This is a genomic window from Streptomyces tamarix, assembly GCF_032423885.1.
GTDB lineage: Bacteria > Actinomycetota > Actinomycetes > Streptomycetales > Streptomycetaceae > Streptomyces > Streptomyces tamarix.
The window spans coordinates 37,833-55,515 of record NZ_JAWCTQ010000011.1 but is presented as its reverse complement, the minus strand read 5'-3'; the positions used below and the strand labels follow the sequence as shown (position 1 = coordinate 55,515).

Below are 17,683 nucleotides of genomic sequence, written 5' to 3'. Positions count from 1 at the left end.
CTCACGCCTCCGGGGTCTCGAACGTGCTGGTGCGCCGCATCCCGGCGGCCCGGCCCTTGCCCGCGACGACCAGGGCCATCTTGCGGCTGGCCTCGTCGATCATCTCGTCGCCGAGCATCGCCGAGCCCTTCTTCCCGCCGGCCTCGGACGTGTGGTACGCGTACGCGTCCAGGATCAGCTCGGCGTGGTCGTAGTCCTCCTGCGACGGGGAGAACACCTCGTTGGCCGCCTCGACCTGGCCCGGGTGGAGCACCCACTTGCCGTCGAAGCCCAGCGCGGCGGCGCGGCCCGCGACCGCGCGGAAGCCGTCCACGTTCTTGATCTGGAGGTAGGGACCGTCGATCGCCTGGAGGTCGTTGGCGCGGGCCGCCATCAGGATCTTCATCAGGATGTAGTGGTAGGCGTCCGCCGGGTAGCCGGGCGGCTGCTCGCCGACCACCAGCGACTTCATGTTGATCGACGCCATGAAGTCGGCCGGGCCGAAGATGATCGTCTCGACGCGCGGCGACGCCTGCGCGATCTCGTTGACGTTGTTCAGGCCCTTGGCGTTCTCGATCTGCGCCTCGATGCCGATGCGGCCGACTTCAAAGCCCATCGTCTTCTCGATCTGCGTCAGCAGCAGGTCCAGGGCGACGACCTGCGAGGCGTCCTGCACCTTCGGCAGCATGATGCAGTCGAGGTTCGGGCCGGCGCCCTCGACGACCGTGACGACGTCCCGGTACGTCCAGTGGGTCGTCCAGTCGTTGACGCGCACCACCCGGGTCTTGCCCGTCCAGTCGCCCTCGTTGAGGAACTTCACGATCGTGTGCCGCGCGTCGGGCTTGGCGAGCGGCGCGCAGGCGTCCTCCAGGTCCAGGAACACCTGGTCGGCCGGGAGGCCCTGGGCCTTCTCCAGGAACCGCGGGTTCGAGCCCGGCACCGCCAGGCACGAGCGGCGGGGGCGCAGCCGGTTCACGGGAGCGGTCTCGGTCATGCGGGAACCTCCAGGGGGTCGAGCTTGTTGGCTTTCCGGATCTCGTCGACGATACGGCCGATGATCTCCGTGATCCCGAAGTCCTTCGGGGTGAAGACGGCGGCCACGCCCGCGCGCCTCAGTGCGTCGGCGTCGGCGTTCGGGATGATCCCGCCGACGACGACCGGGATGTCGGCGGCGCCGGCGTCCCGCAGCCGGCGCAGCACGTCCGGCACCAGCTCGGCGTGCGAGCCGGACAGGATCGACAGCCCCACGCAGTGCACGTCCTCCGCGAGCGCGGCGTCCACGATCTGCCCGGGTGTCAGCCGGATCCCCTGGTAGACCACCTCGAAGCCGGCGTCCCTGGCCCGTACGGCGATCTGCTCCGCGCCGTTCGAGTGGCCGTCCAGGCCCGGCTTGCCGACCAGCAGCCGCAGCCGTCCCGCGCCCAGCTCGGCGGCCGTCCGGGCGGTCTTCTCCCGGACGGCCGCGAGTGGGGTCCCCTCCTCGGCCGCCACCGCCACGGGGGCGGACGAGACGCCGGTCGGCGCGCGGAACTCGCCGAACACGTCGCGCAGCGCCCAGGCCCACTCCCCGGTCGTGACCCCCGCACGGGCGCACTCCAGGGTGGCGGCGAAGAGGTTCCCGTCCCCGGCGGCCATCGCCTTGAGGGCGGCGAGGGCGTCCTGGGCGCGGGCCTCGTCGCGGTTGTCGCGCCACTCGTGCAGCGCGGCGACGACCCGTGCCTCGTTCGCCGGGTCCACGGTCTGGATCGCCGTGTCCAGGTCCGCGGTGAGGGGGTTCGGCTCGGTCGACTCGAAGCAGTTCACTCCGACGATCTTCTCCTCGCCGGCCTCGATCCGGGCCCGCCGCTCCGCGTGCGAGGCGACGAGCTGTGCCTTGAGGTAGCCGGACTCGACGGCGGCCATCGCGCCGCCCATCTCCTGGATCCGCTCGATCTCGGCGAGGCTCTCCTCGACCAGGGCGTTCACCTTGGCCTCGACGACGTGCGAGCCCTCGAAGACGTCGTCGTACTCCAGCAGGTCGCTCTCGTGCGCCAGGACCTGCTGGATGCGCAGCGACCACTGCTGGTCCCAGGGCCGGGGCAGGCCCAGCGCCTCGTTCCAGGCGGGCAGCTGGACGGCCCGCGCGCGGGCGTCCTTCGACAGCGTCACCGCGAGCATCTCCAGGACGATGCGCTGGACGTTGTTCTCCGGCTGCGCCTCGGTCAGCCCGAGCGAGTTGACCTGGACGCCGTAGCGGAACCGGCGCTGCCGGGGGTCCTCGATGCCGTACCGCTCGCGGGTGATGCCGTCCCAGATGCGGCCGAAGGCGCGCATCTTGCACATCTCCTCGATGAAGCGGACGCCCGCGTTCACGAAGAACGAGATCCGGGCGACGACGTCCCCCCTGCGCTCCTCGGGGACCTGCCCGGAGGCGAACACCGCGTCCAGGACCGCGATGGCCGTGGACATCGCGTACGAGATCTCCTGGACCGGGGTGGCGCCCGCCTCCTGCAGGTGGTAGCTGCAGATGTTGATCGGGTTCCACTTGGGGAGGTGGTTCACCGTGTAGGTGATCATGTCGGTGGTCAGCCGCAGCGACGGACTGGGCGGGAAGACGTGCGTCCCGCGCGACAGGTACTCCTTCACGATGTCGTTCTGCGTCGTCCCCTGCAGCTTGGAGACGTCCGCGCCCTGCTCCTCGGCCACCACCTGGTAGAGCGCCAGCAGCCACATGGCGGTGGCGTTGATGGTCATGGACGTGTTCATCTGCTCCAGGGGGATGTCCCGGAACAGCCGCCGCATGTCACCGAGGTGGGAGACCGGCACGCCGACCCGGCCGACCTCGCCGCGGGCGAGGACGTGGTCGGGGTCGTAGCCGGTCTGCGTGGGCAGGTCGAACGCGACCGACAGACCGGTCTGCCCCTTGGCGAGGTTGCGCCGGTACAGCTCGTTGGACGCCTCGGCGGTCGAGTGGCCGGCGTACGTCCGCATGAGCCAGGGCCGGTCCTTCTTGCGTTCCGCCATCAGACGTTCCGGAAGCGGTTGATGGCGTCGATGTGCCGGGCGCGCATCTCCGGGTCGCGGACGCCGAGGCCCTCCTCGGGGGCGAGGCAGAGGACGCCGACCTTGCCCTGGTGGAGGTTGCGGTGGACGTCGTACGCGGCCTGGCCGGTGTCCTCCAGCGCGTACACCTTCGACAGGGTCGGGTGGATCTTGCCCTTGGCGATCAGGCGGTTGGCCTCCCACGCCTCGCGGTAGTTCGCGAAGTGCGAGCCGACGATCCGCTTCAGCGACATCCACAGGTAGCGGTTGTCGTACTCGTGGTGGTAGCCGGAGGTCGAGGCGCAGGTGACGATGGTGCCGCCCTTGCGGGTGACGTACACGGACGCGCCGAAGGTCTCGCGGCCCGGGTGCTCGAAGACGATGTCGACGTCCTCGCCGCCGGTGAGCTCGCGGATGCGCTTGCCGAAGCGCTTCCACTCCTTCGGGTCCTGGGTGCGCTCGTCCTTCCAGAACCGGTAGCCCTCGGCGGCGCGGTCGATGATCGCCTCGGCGCCCATGGACCGGCAGATGTCCGCCTTCTGCTCGCTGGAGACGACGCAGATCGGGTTGGCGCCGCCGGCCAGCGCGAACTGCGTGGCGTACGAGCCGAGGCCGCCGCTGGCGCCCCAGATGAGGACGTTGTCGCCCTGCTTCATGCCGGCGCCGTTGCGGGAGACGAGCTGGCGGTAGGCGGTGGAGTTGACCAGGCCCGGGGCGGCGGCCTCCTCCCAGCTGAGGTGGTCCGGCTTCGGCATCAGTTGGTTCGACTTGACCAGGGCGATCTCGGCGAGGCCGCCGAAGTTGGTCTCGAAGCCCCAGATGCGCTGCTCGGGGTCGAGCATCGTGTCGTTGTGGCCGTCGGAGGACTCCAGCTCGACGGAGAGGCAGTGCGCGACGACCTCGTCGCCCGGCCTCCAGGCGTTGACGCCCGGACCGGTGCGCAGGACGACGCCCGCCAGGTCGGAGCCGATGACGTGGTACGGCAGGTCGTGGCGCCGGGTCAGCTCCGAGAGGCGGCCGTAGCGCTCCAGGAAACCGAAGGTCGACACCGGCTCGAAGATCGAGGTCCACACCGAGTTGTAGTTGACCGAGCTGGCCATGACGGCGACGAGGGCCTCGCCGGGGCCCAGCTCCGGCAGGGGCACCCGGTCGAGGTGGAGCGACTTGCGGGGGTCCTTCTCGCGGGTGCTGAGACCGGCGAACATCTCGGTCTCGTCCTTGTGGACGGTGACCGCGCGGTAGGACTCCGGCAGCCTGATGTGGGCGAAGTCCTCGGACGTGGTGTCCGGCGACTGGATGGCGTCCAGGATTTCCTTCACGGTGGTGCCTCCGGCGATGCATGCGTCTTCGAGGGGACGCTGAGGGGAACGTCGGGATGCTGCTGGGGAGGTGTGCCGTCGGTTCGGCCGGTGGTGCTGGGCGGCGCGGGGTGGTGCGCAAAGGTGCCTGTGACGCAGGCGTCCGGGCGCGCGGCCCCGGGATGGGCCGTGGGGACAGCCGGCGTACGAGAGTCCTCTGCACGCCGGCCGCCCGGACGACATCAACGTATGGCACCCCGTGCCAACTGACAAGACACTGCGTGCCAACAATTTCTCTCACTTGTCATCCGCCCGACACGGATGAGCGGCAACGGCCGCCCCATGCGGAGCGGCCGTTGCAAAACGTGTTCGATTGTGTGGGATCAGTGTTGCCGGGAGGAGCGGCGGCGTACGGCGAGGAACAGCAGCGCACCCGACACGACCAGGGCGCCCGCCGCGCCGATGAGGGCCGGGGCGTCGTCCGAGCCGGTCGACGCGAGGGCGCCCGACCCGCCGCCGGGGGTGGAGGTGGAGGTGGGGGCGGGGGTGTGGGTGGGCGACGGGCCCGGTGAGGCCGTGTCACCCGGTGTCGGGCTCGCGCTGGGGGAGGGGCTCGCCGTGCCCGCCCCGGCCGCGGTGACCGTCAGGAACGCGACCTTCGCGCGCTGCCGGGGGTCGTAGGGGCTGAGCGAGGGGTCGAACACGACGCCCTCGGCGCCGTCCAGCGCGCGGACCGGCTTCAACGCGAACGAGAACAGCCGCCGCTCGCCGGGGGCCAGGTCCTTCGGGTCGGCGCAGCGGTAGACGGCGCCGGACGGCACCGGGGCCGCGTCCCCGGGACGGTCGCCGAACGTGGGCGGGGGCGCGTCGTTCCACCGGTCCGACCACGGCTCGGGGCGGCACCGCGGGTCGGGCCGGACGACGTCGACCCCCGGCGGCACCTCGACCAGGGCGACGGGCCCGGTGAGCGGCGCGCGCCCCCGGTTGAGGACGCCGACCCGGGCCGTGGCCACCCGGCCCACCGCCGTCCGGACGCTCGCGCCGACCGCGGCGCCGTCGGCCGCGGGCGGGCTGTGCACCCCGATGACGGGCGGCCGGTCCACCGTGTACGTGTCGGCCGGCACCGGCACGCGCGGCGGCGCGGGGGAGGTGCCGGGCACGAGCGCGAGCGGGGCGGAGCGGCCCCGCACCCCCGTCCGCTCCGCCGGGCGGGTCGACGCGAAGAAGTCGATGCGGCCGTACTCGGCGAGGCCCACCATGGCCACCGCGAGCCCGGGCGAGGTCCGGTAGGTGGTGCCGGGCCGCAGGGCCGTGTCGAACTCGCACTGCACACCGATCCGCGCGGACCTCGGGTCCTTCGGGTCCTTCGTGCGGTACCAGCAGTTCTCGTGGTCGCCGGGGAAGGCGACGGTGTCGTCGCCGTCGAAGCCGCTGACGCTGAGCGTCACGCGGTTCAGCGGCCGGGCGCCGGTGTTGGTGAGGTCGAACGGCGCCGCGGCCCGGCCGCCGGGCGGGATCTCGATCGAAATGCCCTTGGGGAAGCCGCCCAGGGTCAGGCTGTCCCGGTCGGCGACGGCGACCTTCAGCTCGGAGGGGGTCTCCTCCACCGTGCGGGCGTTGTCCGCGCGCACGGTCGCCCGCACCACGCCGCTGTCCCCCGCCGCCGTGCCGAGCCGGGGCCGGGCGAAGAAGGGGACGTGCGTCTCCGGGTCGCCGGTGCCGTCCGGCATGGCCACCGGACACGTCGCCAGCGTCCCCGTGACGCGGCACTCCGGACGGAAGCGGAACTCCGCGACGCCGGCGGCCCCGGCGACGTCCACGGTGATCTCGGCGCCGGTGATGGGCGCGCCGTCGGGCCGGTCCCCCCACACCGCGAACTGGTACGTGCGGAAGTGCGCCTCGGTGAGCGCGCCGGCCGGCCGGGCCAGCGCGTCGGGCCCGAGACCGCCGACCTCGATCACGGCCGGCGGCGGCGTGTCGGCCCGGGCGGGCGCGGCGGCGGCGCCCACGGCGCCGGCGAGGAGTACGGCCAGCGCCGTGCCGCCGCCGAGGGCGGCGCGGCGCGTCGGGCCGGGCGGGGAGAGGGTCATCGTGGAACGGGTCCTTCCGGGAGCCGGCGTTCGAGGGGCGGAAAGCCCCTCGTGTCCGAACGGCCCCCCGCGTCTTGGCGGTTGGACACCCGCCGTGCCCGGAAGGTTGTACGGGACGGGGCCCGCGCCCCGCGGTCAGGCCACGTCGTGGCCGAGGGCGCGGGTGATCGTGCGCATGACGTGGTCCAGCGGCGCGTCGGTACGGGCCACCGCGACCAGCACGTCGCCCTCCGCCGACGCGGTGACCGCCGGCTCCCCGCCGCCGGTCCGGGGCGCCGTGGACCGGCCGGCCCCGATGCCGGTGCCGAACGTCCTGCGGACGATCGCGAACGCGTGGTCCAGCTGGTCCTCCACGTCGCCCTTGCCGCCGGCCCGCAGCCAGCGGCGCAGCACGTGGTTGTGCGCGGTGACGACCGCGGACGCGGCCACCTCCGCCAGCAGCGGGTCGTCGTTGCCGTCGTGGTGGTCGCGCTCGTCGAAGTGGCCCAGCAGGTAGCGGGTGAACAACCGCTCGTAGCGGGCGACCGACGCGATCTCGCGCTCCCGGAGGGTGGGGACCTCCCGGGTGAGCCGGTAGCGCGCGACGGAGACCGCCGGGGAGGCCGCGTACATCTTCATGACTTCCTTGATGCCCCGGCACACCGTGTCGAGCGGGTGCTCGTGCGCGGGGGCCGCGTTGAGGACGGCCTCCGCCCGGACCAGCGTGTCGTCGTGGTCCGGGAAGATCGCCTCCTCCTTGGAGCGGAAGTGGCGGAAGAACGTCCGCCGTGCCACGCCCGCCGCGGCGGCGATCTCGTCGACCGTCGTCGCCTCGTACCCCTTCGTCGCGAACAGCTCCATCGCGGCCGCCGCCAGCTCGCGGCGCATCTTGAGCCGCTGGGCGGCGGCACGGCCGCCCGCGGCGCTCTCCGGAGTGTCGGGCGCGGTGCTGGCACGGGGTGTCTTCGAGGGCTGGGACATGCCCCGAACGTACTGCATCGGTGCCGGAGGGCGCGCTGGCGGGGGAGGGCCGCCCGACGCTCCGAGCAGCCCGCCCCACTCGTCGTGCGGCCCGTGTGGCCCCGGGCCGTACGCCTCCCCGGGCTCAGCGCCGCGCATACTCGCGGAAGCCGCGCCCCGTCTTGCGGCCCAGGCAGCCCGCCGCCACCAGGTGCTCCAGCAGCGGCGCCGGCGCCAGGCCGGGCTCGCGGAACTCCTCGTGCAGGACCCGCTCGATGGCGAGGGACACGTCCAGGCCGACCACGTCGAGCAGTTCGAACGGCCCCATGGGATAGCCGCCGCCCAGCTTCATCGCGGCGTCGATGTCGTCGAGCGTCGCGTAGTGCTCCTGGACCATCTTGACCGCGTTGTTCAGGTACGGGAAGAGCAGGGCGTTGACGATGAACCCGGCGCGGTCCCCGCAGTCCACCGGGTGCTTGCGGATCCTCCCCGTGACCGCCCGGACGGTGGCGTGGACGTCGTCGGCGGTGAGGACCGTGCGGACGACCTCCACCAGCTTCATCGCCGGGGCCGGGTTGAAGAAGTGCATCCCGATCACGTCCTGCGGGCGCGAGGTGGCGCGGGCGCAGGCGACGACGGGCAGCGAGGAGGTGGTGGTGGCGAGGACCGCGCCCGGCTTGCAGACCTCGTCGAGCGCGGTGAACAGCTGCCGCTTCACCTCCAGGTCCTCCGCGACCGCCTCGACGGCCAGGTCCACCCCGGCGAACGCGTCGAGCGAGCCGGCGGGGGAGATCCGGGCCAGCGTCGCGTCACGGGCCTCGGAGGTCAGCCGGCCCTTGGCGACGGAGCGGGCGAGGGACGCGGCGATGCGGGCCTTCGCCGCGTCGGCCTTCTCCGGGGAGCGGGCGACGAGGACCACGTCGTACCCGGCCTTCGCGAAGACCTCCGCGATGCCCGACGCCATCGTGCCGGACCCGGCGACGCCGACCGCGCGGACCTCGCGCGGCTCCGCCCCGCCCCCGCCCCCGGGCTCGGGGGTGAGCGCGTCCGGGACGACCGCGGCGCTGTCCGGCGCCTCGTACGTGTAGAAGCCGCGGCCCGCCTTGCGGCCCGTCAACCCGGCCTCGGCCAGCTGCTTCAGGATCGGCGCGGGCGCGTGCAGCCGGTCCCGCGACTCGGCGTACATGGCCTCCAGGACGGTACGGGCGGTGTCGACGCCGATCAGGTCCAGCAGCGCCAGCGGGCCCATCGGCAGGCCGCAGCCGAGCCGCATCGCCGCGTCGATGTCCTCGCGGGAGGCGTACTTCGACTCGTACATGGCGGCGGCCTGGTTGAGGTAGCCGAACAGCAGGCCGTCCGCGACGAAACCGGGGCGGTCGCCGACCGCGACGGGCTCCTTGCCCAGGGCGTGCGCCAGGTCCGTGACGGCGGCGACGGCCTGCGGGGCGGTCAGCACGGACGACACGACCTCGACCAGCTTCATCGCCGGGGCCGGGTTGAAGAAGTGCAGGCCCAGCACGCGCTCCGGGCGGGCGGAGTCGGCGGCGAGCCGGGTCACGGACAGCGCGTTCGTACCGGTCGCGATGATCGCGTCGGGCCGGACGATGCCGTCCAGGGCGCGCACCACCCGCTGCTTCACCTCGTACGACTCGGGAACGACCTCGATGACGAGGTCGGCGTCGGCCGCGGCCCGGAGGTCGGAGAACGTGCGGAACCGGGCGAGGACGTCGCGCCGCTCCTCCTCGGTGAGCCGCCCGCGGGCCACGGACCGGGCGGTGGAGGCCGCCAGCGCGGCGGCCGCGCGGCGGGCGGCGGCCTCGCTGACGTCGATGCCGACGACCTCGCGGCCGGCTCGGGCGAGGACCTCGGCGATGCCGGCGCCCATGGTGCCGAGGCCGACGACGGCGATGGTGGAGAGAGGGGTGTCCATCACGGGACTCCAGGGATGAGTGACGACTGGTGAGGGTGCGGGCGCGGCGGCCCGGCGCCGCACACGCACGGGGGAGCGGCGGAAGGGGGCGTGCCGCGCGCGGGCCGCGCCGGGCGGGCGTGGCCACGACCGGACGGGCACGTCCATGCGCGCCGCGCGGGGGAACCGGCGGACTCTGTCCCGGAGTCACGCCGTGAAAGGTGCTGAACCGACTGGCACCCGGGCGGCTGCGTCACCAGGCCGCCCGGAGGGGTGCGGGGGGTTGGCCCCGCTCACCTGAGATTAACCGGTGGGTAATGAGCGCGCCAGCCCCCGGAACGGGCGGGGAGGTGTGATCTGGATCGCGGCCCCGGCCCGTCGCTACCCTGACCGCCATGGACCCGGAGTTCGGCTCGCTCACCGACCGGTTGCACGACGAGGCCGGGGACGACCCCGCGTACGGGCGGCTCGCCGCGACCGCCGACCCCGAGGAGCTGGCCGCCGTCCTCACCGCCCCCCGGCAGCCGCTGTGGGCCCGCGAACTGGCCGCGTTCCGGCTGGGCGTCGCCGGCGACCGGCGCGCCTTCGAGGCGCTGGTGCTCTTCCTCAACCACCGGGACCCGGAGCGCCGCGTCTCCGCCGCCCACGCGCTGACCGCGCTCGGCGACCCGCGCACCCCCCGTGCCGCCGCCGCGCTCGCCACCAACGAACTGCGCGTCGCCTACGCCCTCGTGGCGGTACGGCTCCTGGCCGCGCTGCGCGCCCCCGAGTCCGTACCCGCCCTGGTCACCGCGCTGGGCCGCCGCCTCGCCCCGGACGACCCGTACTGGCGGGTGGGCGTCGCCTGCGCCGAGGGCCTCGGCGCCCTCGCCGACCCCCGCGCCCGCCCCGTCCTGGAGGCCGCCCGCCGCCACCCCCGCATCGGCCCGGCCGCCGGGGCCGCCCTGGCCCGCCTGCCGGAGGAGTGAGCCGGGCGGCCGGGACGGCTACAGGCGCCTGGCGTACCGGAGTTCCACGACCTCGGTGCCGCCGACCTCCCACGGCTCGCGCGCCCCGTCCGGCGCGAACCCGGCCTTCGCGTAGAAGCGGCGGCCCGGCGCGTTGCCCTCCAGGACCCACAGCGACAGCCGCGCGCAGCCCCGGGCCACCGCCCGCGCCACCACCTCGTCCATCAGCGCGCGCCCCGCGCCGGTCCCCACCACCTCGGGGCGTACGTACAGCGCGTACAGCTCGCCGTCGCCGGGGCCCGCGTCCGGCGAACGGTCCGGACCGAACGCCGCCCAGCCGACCACCTTCCCGGCGCGCTCCGCCACCAGGTGCACCACCCGCTCCCCGGCGCGCGCCAGGTGCTCGCGGCGGGCCTCGGCGTCCTCCCCGACGTCCATCGCCGCCAGGTACGCGGCGGGCAGCAGCCCGCGGTAGGCGGACCGCCAGCCCTCCACCCGCACCTCGGCGACCGCCGCGCAGTCGGCCTCCGTCATCTTCCTGACCCGCGTGGTCACGGCCGGCGCTCCTGCGGGAGCACGGCGAACGCCTCGACCTCCAGGAGCAGTTCGGGCCGGAACAGGGCGCTGACCTGGACGGCCGAGCTGGCCGGCGGGCGAGCCGTGTCGACGGCCTCGTCGCGGGCCGCGCGGACCGCCGGGAGGTACGCCACGTCCGTCACGTAGTACGTCAGCTTCACCACGTCGTCGAAGGTGGCGCCCGCCGCCGCCAGACAGCGGCCCAGGTTCGCGAAGACCTGCCGTGCCTGGGCCGCCGGGTCGCCCTCCCCGACGACCCGGCCGTCCGCGTCGAGGGCGCACTGCCCGGACACCGCCACGAACCGGCCGGTGCCCCACACGACATGGCTGTAGCCGGAACCGGGCGCGACCCCCTCGGGGGCCGCCACATGCGTCAGATGCGTCGTCATGCCGCCCATCCTGCTGGACGACCCGGCCCGGCCGCGCGCGGGTTTTCGCCCGCCAGAGCCCGTTTGCCAGCGCCCGTCCGCCAGCGCCCGTCCGTCAGTACCCGCGCGGCAGCGCCGCGAGCGCCCCGTGCACCGCCGGGTGCGCCCTCTCGGTGGCCGCCGCGGGCTTCGGGTCGGGCCGGGCCGGGCACGCCGCGTCCGGTCCGGCACCGCCGTCGCCGCGCGGCACCTGGCCCGTGTCCAGGTACTGGACGAGGATCCGGTCCGCGCAGGCGTTGCCGCGCAGGGTCACCGCGTGGTTGCCGCCGCCCTGCTCCACGACCAGCCGCGAGCCGCGCAGCAGCCGGTGGGCGGCGACGGCCCCCTCGTACGGGGTGGCGGCGTCCTCCGTCGCCTGGAACAGCAGCACCGGCGGCACCGCGTCGTTCGCCACGTCCGGCGGCGTCAGCGACGGCACCGGCCAGAACGCGCACGGCGCGTTGTACCAGGTGTTGTTCCAGGTGGAGAACGGCGCCTTCGCGTGCGTCGCCCAGGTGTCGCGGCGCCACACGTCCCACGACTTCGGCCACCGCGCGTCCCGGCACTCCACGGCCGTGTAGACCGCGTACGCGTTGTCGGTGGACTCGTCCGGCGCGGCGAGCGACCGGTACGCGTCGACCAGCCGGCGCTCGTCGCCGTCCTTCGCGTACGCGGAGAACGCGGCGGCCAGCCCCGGCCAGTAGCCGTCGTGGTAGGCGCCCGCCAGGAACGTGTCCTCCGCCTCCGCCGCGCCCACCTCGCCGCCCGCCGGCCTCTCCCGCAGCGCCGCGCGCATCGCGTACCAGCGGGCCTCCACCCGCGCCGGGTCGTCGCCCAGCCCGTACACGGCGTGGTGCCGCGCCACCCAGGCGAGGAACGCCTTGTGCCGCGCGTCGAACGCGTGGTCCTGCGCCAGGTTCGCGTCGTACCAGACGCCGCCCGGGTGGACCACCGAGTCGAGGACCGCGCGCCGCACCCGCTGCGGGTACAGGCGGGCGTAGACGGCCCCCAGGTACGTCCCGTACGAGTAGCCGAAGTAGGTGATCCGGGGCGCGCCCAGGGCCTGCCGGATCGCGTCCACGTCACGGGCCGCGCTCACCGTGTCGATGTGGGGCAGCAGCCGCGCGTGCCGGTCGCCGCACGCCCGGGCGAAGGCCGCGGCCCGGGCCGTGTTCCGCTGCTCCTCGCGCGCGTCGCGCGGCACCGAGTCGGGGCGTACGGGGGCGAAGTGGCCGGAGCGGCACGTCAGGGCGGGTTCGCTGGCGCCGACGCCGCGCGGGTCGAAGCCGATCACGTCGTACCGCGCCGCGACCTTCGCCGGCAGGGACGCGGCCACGAACCCGGCCAGGTCGCGGCCGCTCGCGCCGGGGCCGCCCGGATTGACCAGGAGCGGTCCCTCGGAGGCGGGCGCGGTGTGCCGGACCCGGGACAGGGCGAGGGTGATGCGCTCCCCGTCCGGGTCGGCGTGGTCGAGCGGCACCCGCAGCGAGGCGCACTCCAGCCGGGGGTACTGCTCGGTGCCGCACGCCTTCCACGACAGCGGCGTGCGGGGCTCCGGCGCGGTCGGTTCGGCGGCCGACGGCGCGACGCCGACCGCTCCCGCGATCAGCGCGCCCGCGGCGATGACTACTCCTGCGCGTTTCTGCATCCGGCCAGTGTCCGGGGCGGGGCGCCCCGATCCGGGGCGGACGGCGCCGATGCGCCCGGACGTGACCCGATCGGGGGCAGGGCGGATCAGGGCGTGGCGAGGCGGGCGGACCCCGCCGCGTCCGGCGGCCCCGGGGTCGAACCCGGCTGCGGCGGCGCGTGCCTGACGGATGGTCCGCCGCCGGTGCCGGGCCGGCGCGCAGGCCCCGTCCACCGCGTCGTCCGGGCGGCCCCCGACCCCTCCCCGCGCGAGGGCGGCCCCCGGCCGTCCGGGCCGGCCCCCGCCGGAAGGCGGTGCCCGCTCCCGTGACCGGCGCGGCCGGATTTGGGCCCGCCCGCCCCAGGTGGTTGGCTGGACCCCCCTGATCGAGGTACGAAACGCTGGAGGACGAGGCAATGGCGCAGGTCGAGGCCACGACGGAACGGGTCATCGCGGCGGACGCGGAGACCGTGTTCGACATGCTGGCCGACTACGGGAACGCCCGCGCGAAGATCCTGCCCGAGCAGTTCAGCGAGTACCGGGTCCACGAGGGCGGCGACGGCGAGGGCACCCTCGTCCACTGGAGGCTCCAGGCCACCAGCAAGCGCGTCCGCGACTGCCTGCTCGACGTCACCGAGCCCACGGACGGGCAGCTCGTCGAGAAGGACCGCAACTCCTCCATGGTCACCACCTGGACCGTCACCCCCGCCGGCGAGGGCCGCTCCCGCGTCGTCGTCACCACCGTCTGGAACGGCGCCGGCGGCATCGGCGGCTTCTTCGAGCGCGCCTTCGCCCCCAAGGGCCTCGCCCGCATCTACGACGCGGTCCTCGCCAACCTGGCCGCCGAGATCGAGAAGAAGTAACCCCCACGGGTCCCCGGACCCGTCACCGGATCGGGTGGACTTTCCGGATGCCCCCCGGCGCGCTCCGCGCGCACGGGGGACCGCCCCGCCGACCGGGCCGACCCCCGCTCACCCTGCGCGGACGGCCCCGCCGCCGCCCCGCGGACGCCGGGCGGCGGCCCCTCCACCCCTCTCCCGCCCGTGATGCCCTACTTGGTCACGGTCCGTACGTGAGGCGGACAATGCGCCCCGTACGCGAGCACGCGAGACGAGGGGAGCAGGTTCCGTGGGTGGGATCACGCTGGCGAAGGACGAGCGGGCCGGGCAGGCCGCGCCCGACGGCACCGCACCGCCGTTCCCCGGGGGCGCCCCGCCCCGCCCCGCGCTCCGGCGGGGCCGCACGGCGCTGGTCCTGACGGGGCTCGTCCTCGCGGTGCTCCTCGCCGCGCTCCAGCAACTGGCCCTCGCCGCCGCCCTCCCGGCGCTCGCCGTCGACCTGCCGGACGGGCCCGGCCGCGCCGTCCCCTGGACCGTCGTCGCGTACCTCCTCACGACCGCCGCGTCCCTGCCGCTCCACGGCAAGCTCGGCGACCTCTACGGCCGCAAGGGAACGTTCCTCTCCGCGCTGGCCCTGTTCACCGCCGCGTCCGCGCTGGCCGGCTGGGCCCGCACCCCGGACGAACTGGTCGCCCTGCGCGCCGTCCAGGGACTCGGGGCCGGCGGCGTGCTCGCCGGGGCCCAGGCCGTCACCGCCTCCCTCGCCCCCGCCCGCCGGCGCGCCCGCCACCACGCCCTGCTCGGCGCCGTGTTCGCGGCCGCCACCGTGGCGGGCCCGCTGCTCGGCGCGTACGTCACCGGCGCCGTCTCCTGGCGCTGGACGTTCCACCTCACCGTGCCCGGCTGCCTCGCCGCCCTGCTCCTCGTCGGCGCCGCCCTCACCCCGTCGGACCCCACCGCCGCGCGGGGCCGCGGCTCCGCCGCCGCCCACCGCCGCGCGCGCCCCGGGCTGCTCGGCGCGCTGCTCCTGACCGCCGCGACCGCCTGCCTCGTGCTGCTGCTGACCTGGGCCGGCGGCCCGTACGCCTGGACCTCCCGCACCGTCGCCGCCCTGGCCTGCGCCACCGCGATCGGCTTCCTGCTGTACGCGTTCGCCGCCCGCCGCGCACCGGAACCGGTCCTCCCGCCGCGGCTGCTGCGCGACCCGGTCTTCCTGGTCGCCGGCCTCGTCACCACCGCCGTCGGGGCCTGTCTGGCCGGCCTCGCGGTCTGCCTCCCGGCCCTCCTCCAGCGGGGCGGCCCGCAGGGGCCGTGGGAGACGGCACCCCTGATGCTGCCCCTGCTCGGTTCCCTCGCCGCCGCGTCCCTGGTCTCCGGGCACCTCGTCCACCGCACCGGCCACCACGCGGTCCAGGCCGTCGTCGGCGTCGCCGTCGCCTGCGTCGGCATGTGGCTGCTCTCCCGGGTCGACACGGGCACGCCCCGCGTCGAGCACGGCGTCTGGCAGGCACTCGTCGGCGCGGGCGTCGGCCTCGTCCTGCCCGTTCTCGTCCTGGCCGTGCAGAACGCCGCGCCGCCCACCGACCTCGGGGCCGCGACCGGCGCCCACACCCTGTGCGGCCAGCTCGGCGTGTGCGCGGGCGCCACCCTCCTCGGCACCCTCGCCGCCGGCCCGCGCACGCTCCCGGACGCGCTGCGGGAGGGGTACGTCGAGGCGTACGCCGACGCCGCGCCGCGGATCCTGCTCCACCTGGCGGCGCTGCTGGCCGCCGGCCTCCTCGCCGTCCTCTTCCTCCGGGAGAGGCCGCTGGCGGCCGACGCCCCGCCCTTCGGGGGCACCCTCCCCGGGGCCCGCACCCCCGAGGGGGCCGCCGCCGCGCCCGGGCCCCGGACGGCCGGGTCGATGCTGCCCCCGCCGCGCGAGGACGCCGACGACCCGGCCCCCGGCCCCGGCGCGCCCCTGTGCGGCACGGTCCGCCACCACGACGGCACGCCCGTCCCCGGCGCGGCCCTCACCCTCCTCGACGCCCACGGCCGCCAGACCGGCCGCGGTGCGAGCGGCGCCGGGGGCCGGTACGCGCTGAGCACCCCCGCCCCCGGTGTGTACGTCCTCATCGCCTCCGCCGCCGGCCACCAGCCCCGCGCCGTCACCCTCACCGCGGGCGCCCGCCCCGACGGGAGCGTCGAGCGGGACATCGTCCTCGGCGGTGCCGGCCGCCTCTCCGGAACCGTCACCGTCCCGGGCGGCACGCCCGCCGAGGGCGCCACCGTCACCCTCACCGACGCGCGCGGCGAGGTCGTCGCCGCGACCCGCACCGGCCCCGGAGGCGGGTACGTCCTCACCGGCCTCCTCGCCGGCGACTACACCCTCACCGCGGGCACGCCCGGGCTGGGCCCCACCGCCCTCCCGGTCGGCGTGGACGCGGAGCACGAGACGCGGCAGGACGTGGAGATCGCGGGCGGCGCCGTCCTGAGCGGCACCGTGCGCGCCCCCGGCGGCCGTCCCGTCGAGGAGGCCCGCGTGTCGCTGCTCGACGCGGCCGGCAACACCGTCGGCACCCTCACCACCGGCCCCGACGGCACCTTCCGCTTCTCCGACCTGGCGGCCGGCGCCTACACGGTGATCGCCTCCGGCTACCCGCCGGTGGCCGCCCCGCTGCGGGTGACGGGGGGCGCCCGCGCCGCACGGGACGTCTGGCTCGGCCACGGCGACTGACCCCGGCCGGTTCCGGGGCCCGGCGCGGGGAATCCGCGCGGGCCCCCGGCGCCCGGCCGGGGTCAGTCGCGTACTGCGGTGCCCGGGTCCTGCCGGGCGCACGGGCCGTCCGCGGTCAGCCCTGCTTGCCGCGCCCCGTGAGGGCGTCGCGGAGCCGGTCGACCATGCCCGTGCCCGGGGCGAGGAGCTTGTTGGCCGGCGGCTTGTCCGGGGCGGCCGGGTGCGGACGGGTCGGCGCGGTCTTCTTCGCCCGGCGCACCTTGTCGCCCAGCTCGTCCAGCTCCTCCTGCGAGCACGCCTCGCGGAGCCGGGGCAGCAGGTTCGCCTCCTCGTCGGCGACGTGCTCGCGGATCTCCGCCATCAGCTGCGCGACCAGCACGTCGAACCGGGTGTCGTCCGCCTCGCAGCCCTCCAGCTCCTTCATGGTGCGCTCGGCGGACGCGTGGTCCTCCAGCTCCTTGTCGGCGAGCGCGTCGCCGCCGGACAGGTGCTCCCGCACCGCCGGGTACAGGTACTCCTCCTCCGCGACCGAGTGGCGGACCAGCTCCATCGTGACCTGGTCCGCGAGCCGCTTGCGCTCCGGGTCGCCGGGTGCCAGCCCCTCGATCCGGGCGAACAGCTCCTCCACCTCCCGGTGGTCGGTGGTCAGCTCGGTGATCACGTCTCCGCCGTGTCCCATGGGGTCTCCGTCTCCTTCGCGTTCCGGCTGAACGATCAGAGTGCGGATACCACCAGGAACGGGTGATATGCGTCATTACGCCGTCCGGCCCCGCCGGGGTACCGTGCAAGCCGTCCGAACACCCTTACGGCCTACGGATCGACCGTGCACGCACAGCTCTCCCCGATCGTCGCGGCCACCGCGCAGTGGCTCGTCCGCGCCTACCCCCCGGGAGGCGGCGCCGTCGACCACGCCCTCGTCGAGGCCCAGGCGCGCCAGGCGGCGGGCGTCGCCGCCGCGCTGCGCTACCCCACCGAACTCGACGCCGCCCTGGTCGCCGTCACCGGCGCCGGGGGCGCGGACCGGCTCGACCGGGTCGCCGGCGCCGCGGAGGACGACGCGCCGTGGCGCAGCTGGGTGGACGAGGTCGTCGCCAGTTGGGCCGCCTGCCTGCTCGGCGAGCCCGACCTGGCCGCCGCCGCCGTCGCCGTCACCGCCGACCGGTCGCCCGCCGGGCACCGCCGCCTCCTGTCGCCCGGCGAACGGGACCTCCGCGCGGCGGCGCTGCTGCGCCACCCGGACCTGCTGGCCCCGGTGGCGGACCTCCACCGCGCGGAACTCCTCGCGGCCCTGGCCCCCGACCCGCGGGACCCGGCCGTCCCCGCGTGACGCGCCCG

14 protein-coding genes are annotated in these 17,683 nt (G+C 75.5%); 4 read left to right on the top strand and 10 right to left on the bottom strand.

The window, feature by feature from the left end; translation table 11 throughout:
* Position 1 precedes the first annotated feature (1 nt).
* From RND61_RS11565 to RND61_RS11540, 6 genes are all read right to left on the bottom strand, one after another.
* Positions 2 to 973, bottom strand: a complete 972-nt coding sequence (locus RND61_RS11565; protein WP_315877783.1) for an HpcH/HpaI aldolase/citrate lyase family protein — start codon at positions 971 to 973, stop codon at positions 2 to 4.
* Positions 970 to 2,982: a protein meaA gene (locus RND61_RS11560; RefSeq protein ID WP_315877782.1), complete on the bottom strand. Its 2,013-nt coding sequence runs from the start codon at positions 2,980 to 2,982 to the stop codon at positions 970 to 972. The genes RND61_RS11565 and RND61_RS11560 overlap by 4 nt, the downstream gene beginning before the upstream one ends.
* Positions 2,982 to 4,319, bottom strand: coding sequence for a crotonyl-CoA carboxylase/reductase (ccrA, locus tag RND61_RS11555; protein WP_315877781.1), 1,338 nt, complete (start codon positions 4,317 to 4,319; stop codon positions 2,982 to 2,984). Before ccrA ends, RND61_RS11560 begins: the two co-directional genes overlap by 1 nt.
* 362 nt (positions 4,320 to 4,681) lie before the next feature.
* Complete coding sequence (locus tag RND61_RS11550) at positions 4,682 to 6,388, bottom strand: LPXTG cell wall anchor domain-containing protein (RefSeq protein WP_315877780.1); 1,707 nt, start codon at positions 6,386 to 6,388, stop codon at positions 4,682 to 4,684.
* A 135-nt stretch (positions 6,389 to 6,523) separates the two neighbouring features.
* Positions 6,524 to 7,348, bottom strand: coding sequence for a TetR family transcriptional regulator (locus RND61_RS11545; protein ID WP_315877779.1), 825 nt, complete (start codon positions 7,346 to 7,348; stop codon positions 6,524 to 6,526).
* A 124-nt stretch (positions 7,349 to 7,472) separates the two neighbouring features.
* Positions 7,473 to 9,257 (bottom strand): 3-hydroxyacyl-CoA dehydrogenase family protein, encoded by a 1,785-nt coding sequence (locus RND61_RS11540; protein ID WP_315877778.1) that lies wholly within the window; start codon positions 9,255 to 9,257, stop codon positions 7,473 to 7,475.
* A 374-nt stretch (positions 9,258 to 9,631) separates the two neighbouring features.
* Between RND61_RS11540 and RND61_RS11535 the strand changes: the two genes are divergently transcribed.
* Positions 9,632 to 10,204, top strand: coding sequence for a HEAT repeat domain-containing protein (locus tag RND61_RS11535; protein WP_315877777.1), 573 nt, complete (start codon positions 9,632 to 9,634; stop codon positions 10,202 to 10,204).
* 18 nt (positions 10,205 to 10,222) lie between these two features.
* Here the strand turns inward: RND61_RS11535 and RND61_RS11530 are convergent, their stop codons facing one another.
* The 3 genes from RND61_RS11530 to RND61_RS11520 form a co-directional block, all read right to left on the bottom strand.
* Positions 10,223 to 10,738 (bottom strand): GNAT family N-acetyltransferase, encoded by a 516-nt coding sequence (locus RND61_RS11530; RefSeq protein WP_315877776.1) that lies wholly within the window; start codon positions 10,736 to 10,738, stop codon positions 10,223 to 10,225.
* Positions 10,735 to 11,148, bottom strand: a complete 414-nt coding sequence (locus tag RND61_RS11525; RefSeq protein ID WP_315877775.1) for a RidA family protein — start codon at positions 11,146 to 11,148, stop codon at positions 10,735 to 10,737. Before RND61_RS11525 ends, RND61_RS11530 begins: the two co-directional genes overlap by 4 nt.
* Positions 11,149 to 11,242: 94 nt before the next feature.
* Positions 11,243 to 12,814 carry an alpha/beta hydrolase gene (locus RND61_RS11520; RefSeq protein ID WP_315877774.1) on the bottom strand — a complete coding sequence of 524 codons (1,572 nt, stop codon included), beginning with the start codon at positions 12,812 to 12,814 and terminating at the stop codon, positions 11,243 to 11,245.
* Positions 12,815 to 13,209: 395 nt separating this feature from the next.
* On the opposite strand from RND61_RS11520, the gene RND61_RS11515 reads away from it, so the two are divergent.
* Both RND61_RS11515 and RND61_RS11510 read left to right on the top strand, forming a co-directional pair.
* A complete protein-coding gene (locus tag RND61_RS11515; protein WP_315877773.1) occupies positions 13,210 to 13,656 on the top strand; it encodes an SRPBCC family protein in 447 nt (148 codons plus the stop codon).
* Between the two features lie 265 nt (positions 13,657 to 13,921).
* Positions 13,922 to 16,348 (top strand): MFS transporter, encoded by a 2,427-nt coding sequence (locus RND61_RS11510; protein WP_315877772.1) that lies wholly within the window; start codon positions 13,922 to 13,924, stop codon positions 16,346 to 16,348.
* A gap of 115 nt (positions 16,349 to 16,463) precedes the next feature.
* Here RND61_RS11510 and RND61_RS11505 read toward each other — a convergent pair whose 3' ends face one another.
* Positions 16,464 to 17,027, bottom strand: coding sequence for a hemerythrin domain-containing protein (locus RND61_RS11505; protein ID WP_315877771.1), 564 nt, complete (start codon positions 17,025 to 17,027; stop codon positions 16,464 to 16,466).
* Positions 17,028 to 17,171: 144 nt separating this feature from the next.
* On the opposite strand from RND61_RS11505, the gene RND61_RS11500 reads away from it, so the two are divergent.
* Positions 17,172 to 17,675: a hypothetical protein gene (locus tag RND61_RS11500; RefSeq protein ID WP_315877770.1), complete on the top strand. Its 504-nt coding sequence runs from the start codon at positions 17,172 to 17,174 to the stop codon at positions 17,673 to 17,675.
* Positions 17,676 to 17,683 lie beyond the last annotated feature (8 nt).

Coding starts and splice junctions, on each gene's coding strand:
- RND61_RS11565 (WP_315877783.1), bottom strand. CDS start 973: ATGACCGAGACCGCTCCCGTGAACCGGCTGCGCCCCCGCCGCTCGTGC.
- RND61_RS11525 (WP_315877775.1), bottom strand. CDS start 11,148: ATGACGACGCATCTGACGCATGTGGCGGCCCCCGAGGGGGTCGCGCCC.
- RND61_RS11540 (WP_315877778.1), bottom strand. CDS start 9,257: ATGGACACCCCTCTCTCCACCATCGCCGTCGTCGGCCTCGGCACCATG.
- RND61_RS11545 (WP_315877779.1), bottom strand. CDS start 7,348: ATGTCCCAGCCCTCGAAGACACCCCGTGCCAGCACCGCGCCCGACACT.
- RND61_RS11535 (WP_315877777.1), top strand. CDS start 9,632: ATGGACCCGGAGTTCGGCTCGCTCACCGACCGGTTGCACGACGAGGCC.
- RND61_RS11520 (WP_315877774.1), bottom strand. CDS start 12,814: ATGCAGAAACGCGCAGGAGTAGTCATCGCCGCGGGCGCGCTGATCGCG.
- RND61_RS11550 (WP_315877780.1), bottom strand. CDS start 6,388: ATGACCCTCTCCCCGCCCGGCCCGACGCGCCGCGCCGCCCTCGGCGGC.
- RND61_RS11560 (WP_315877782.1), bottom strand. CDS start 2,982: ATGGCGGAACGCAAGAAGGACCGGCCCTGGCTCATGCGGACGTACGCC.
- RND61_RS11505 (WP_315877771.1), bottom strand. CDS start 17,027: ATGGGACACGGCGGAGACGTGATCACCGAGCTGACCACCGACCACCGG.
- RND61_RS11515 (WP_315877773.1), top strand. CDS start 13,210: ATGGCGCAGGTCGAGGCCACGACGGAACGGGTCATCGCGGCGGACGCG.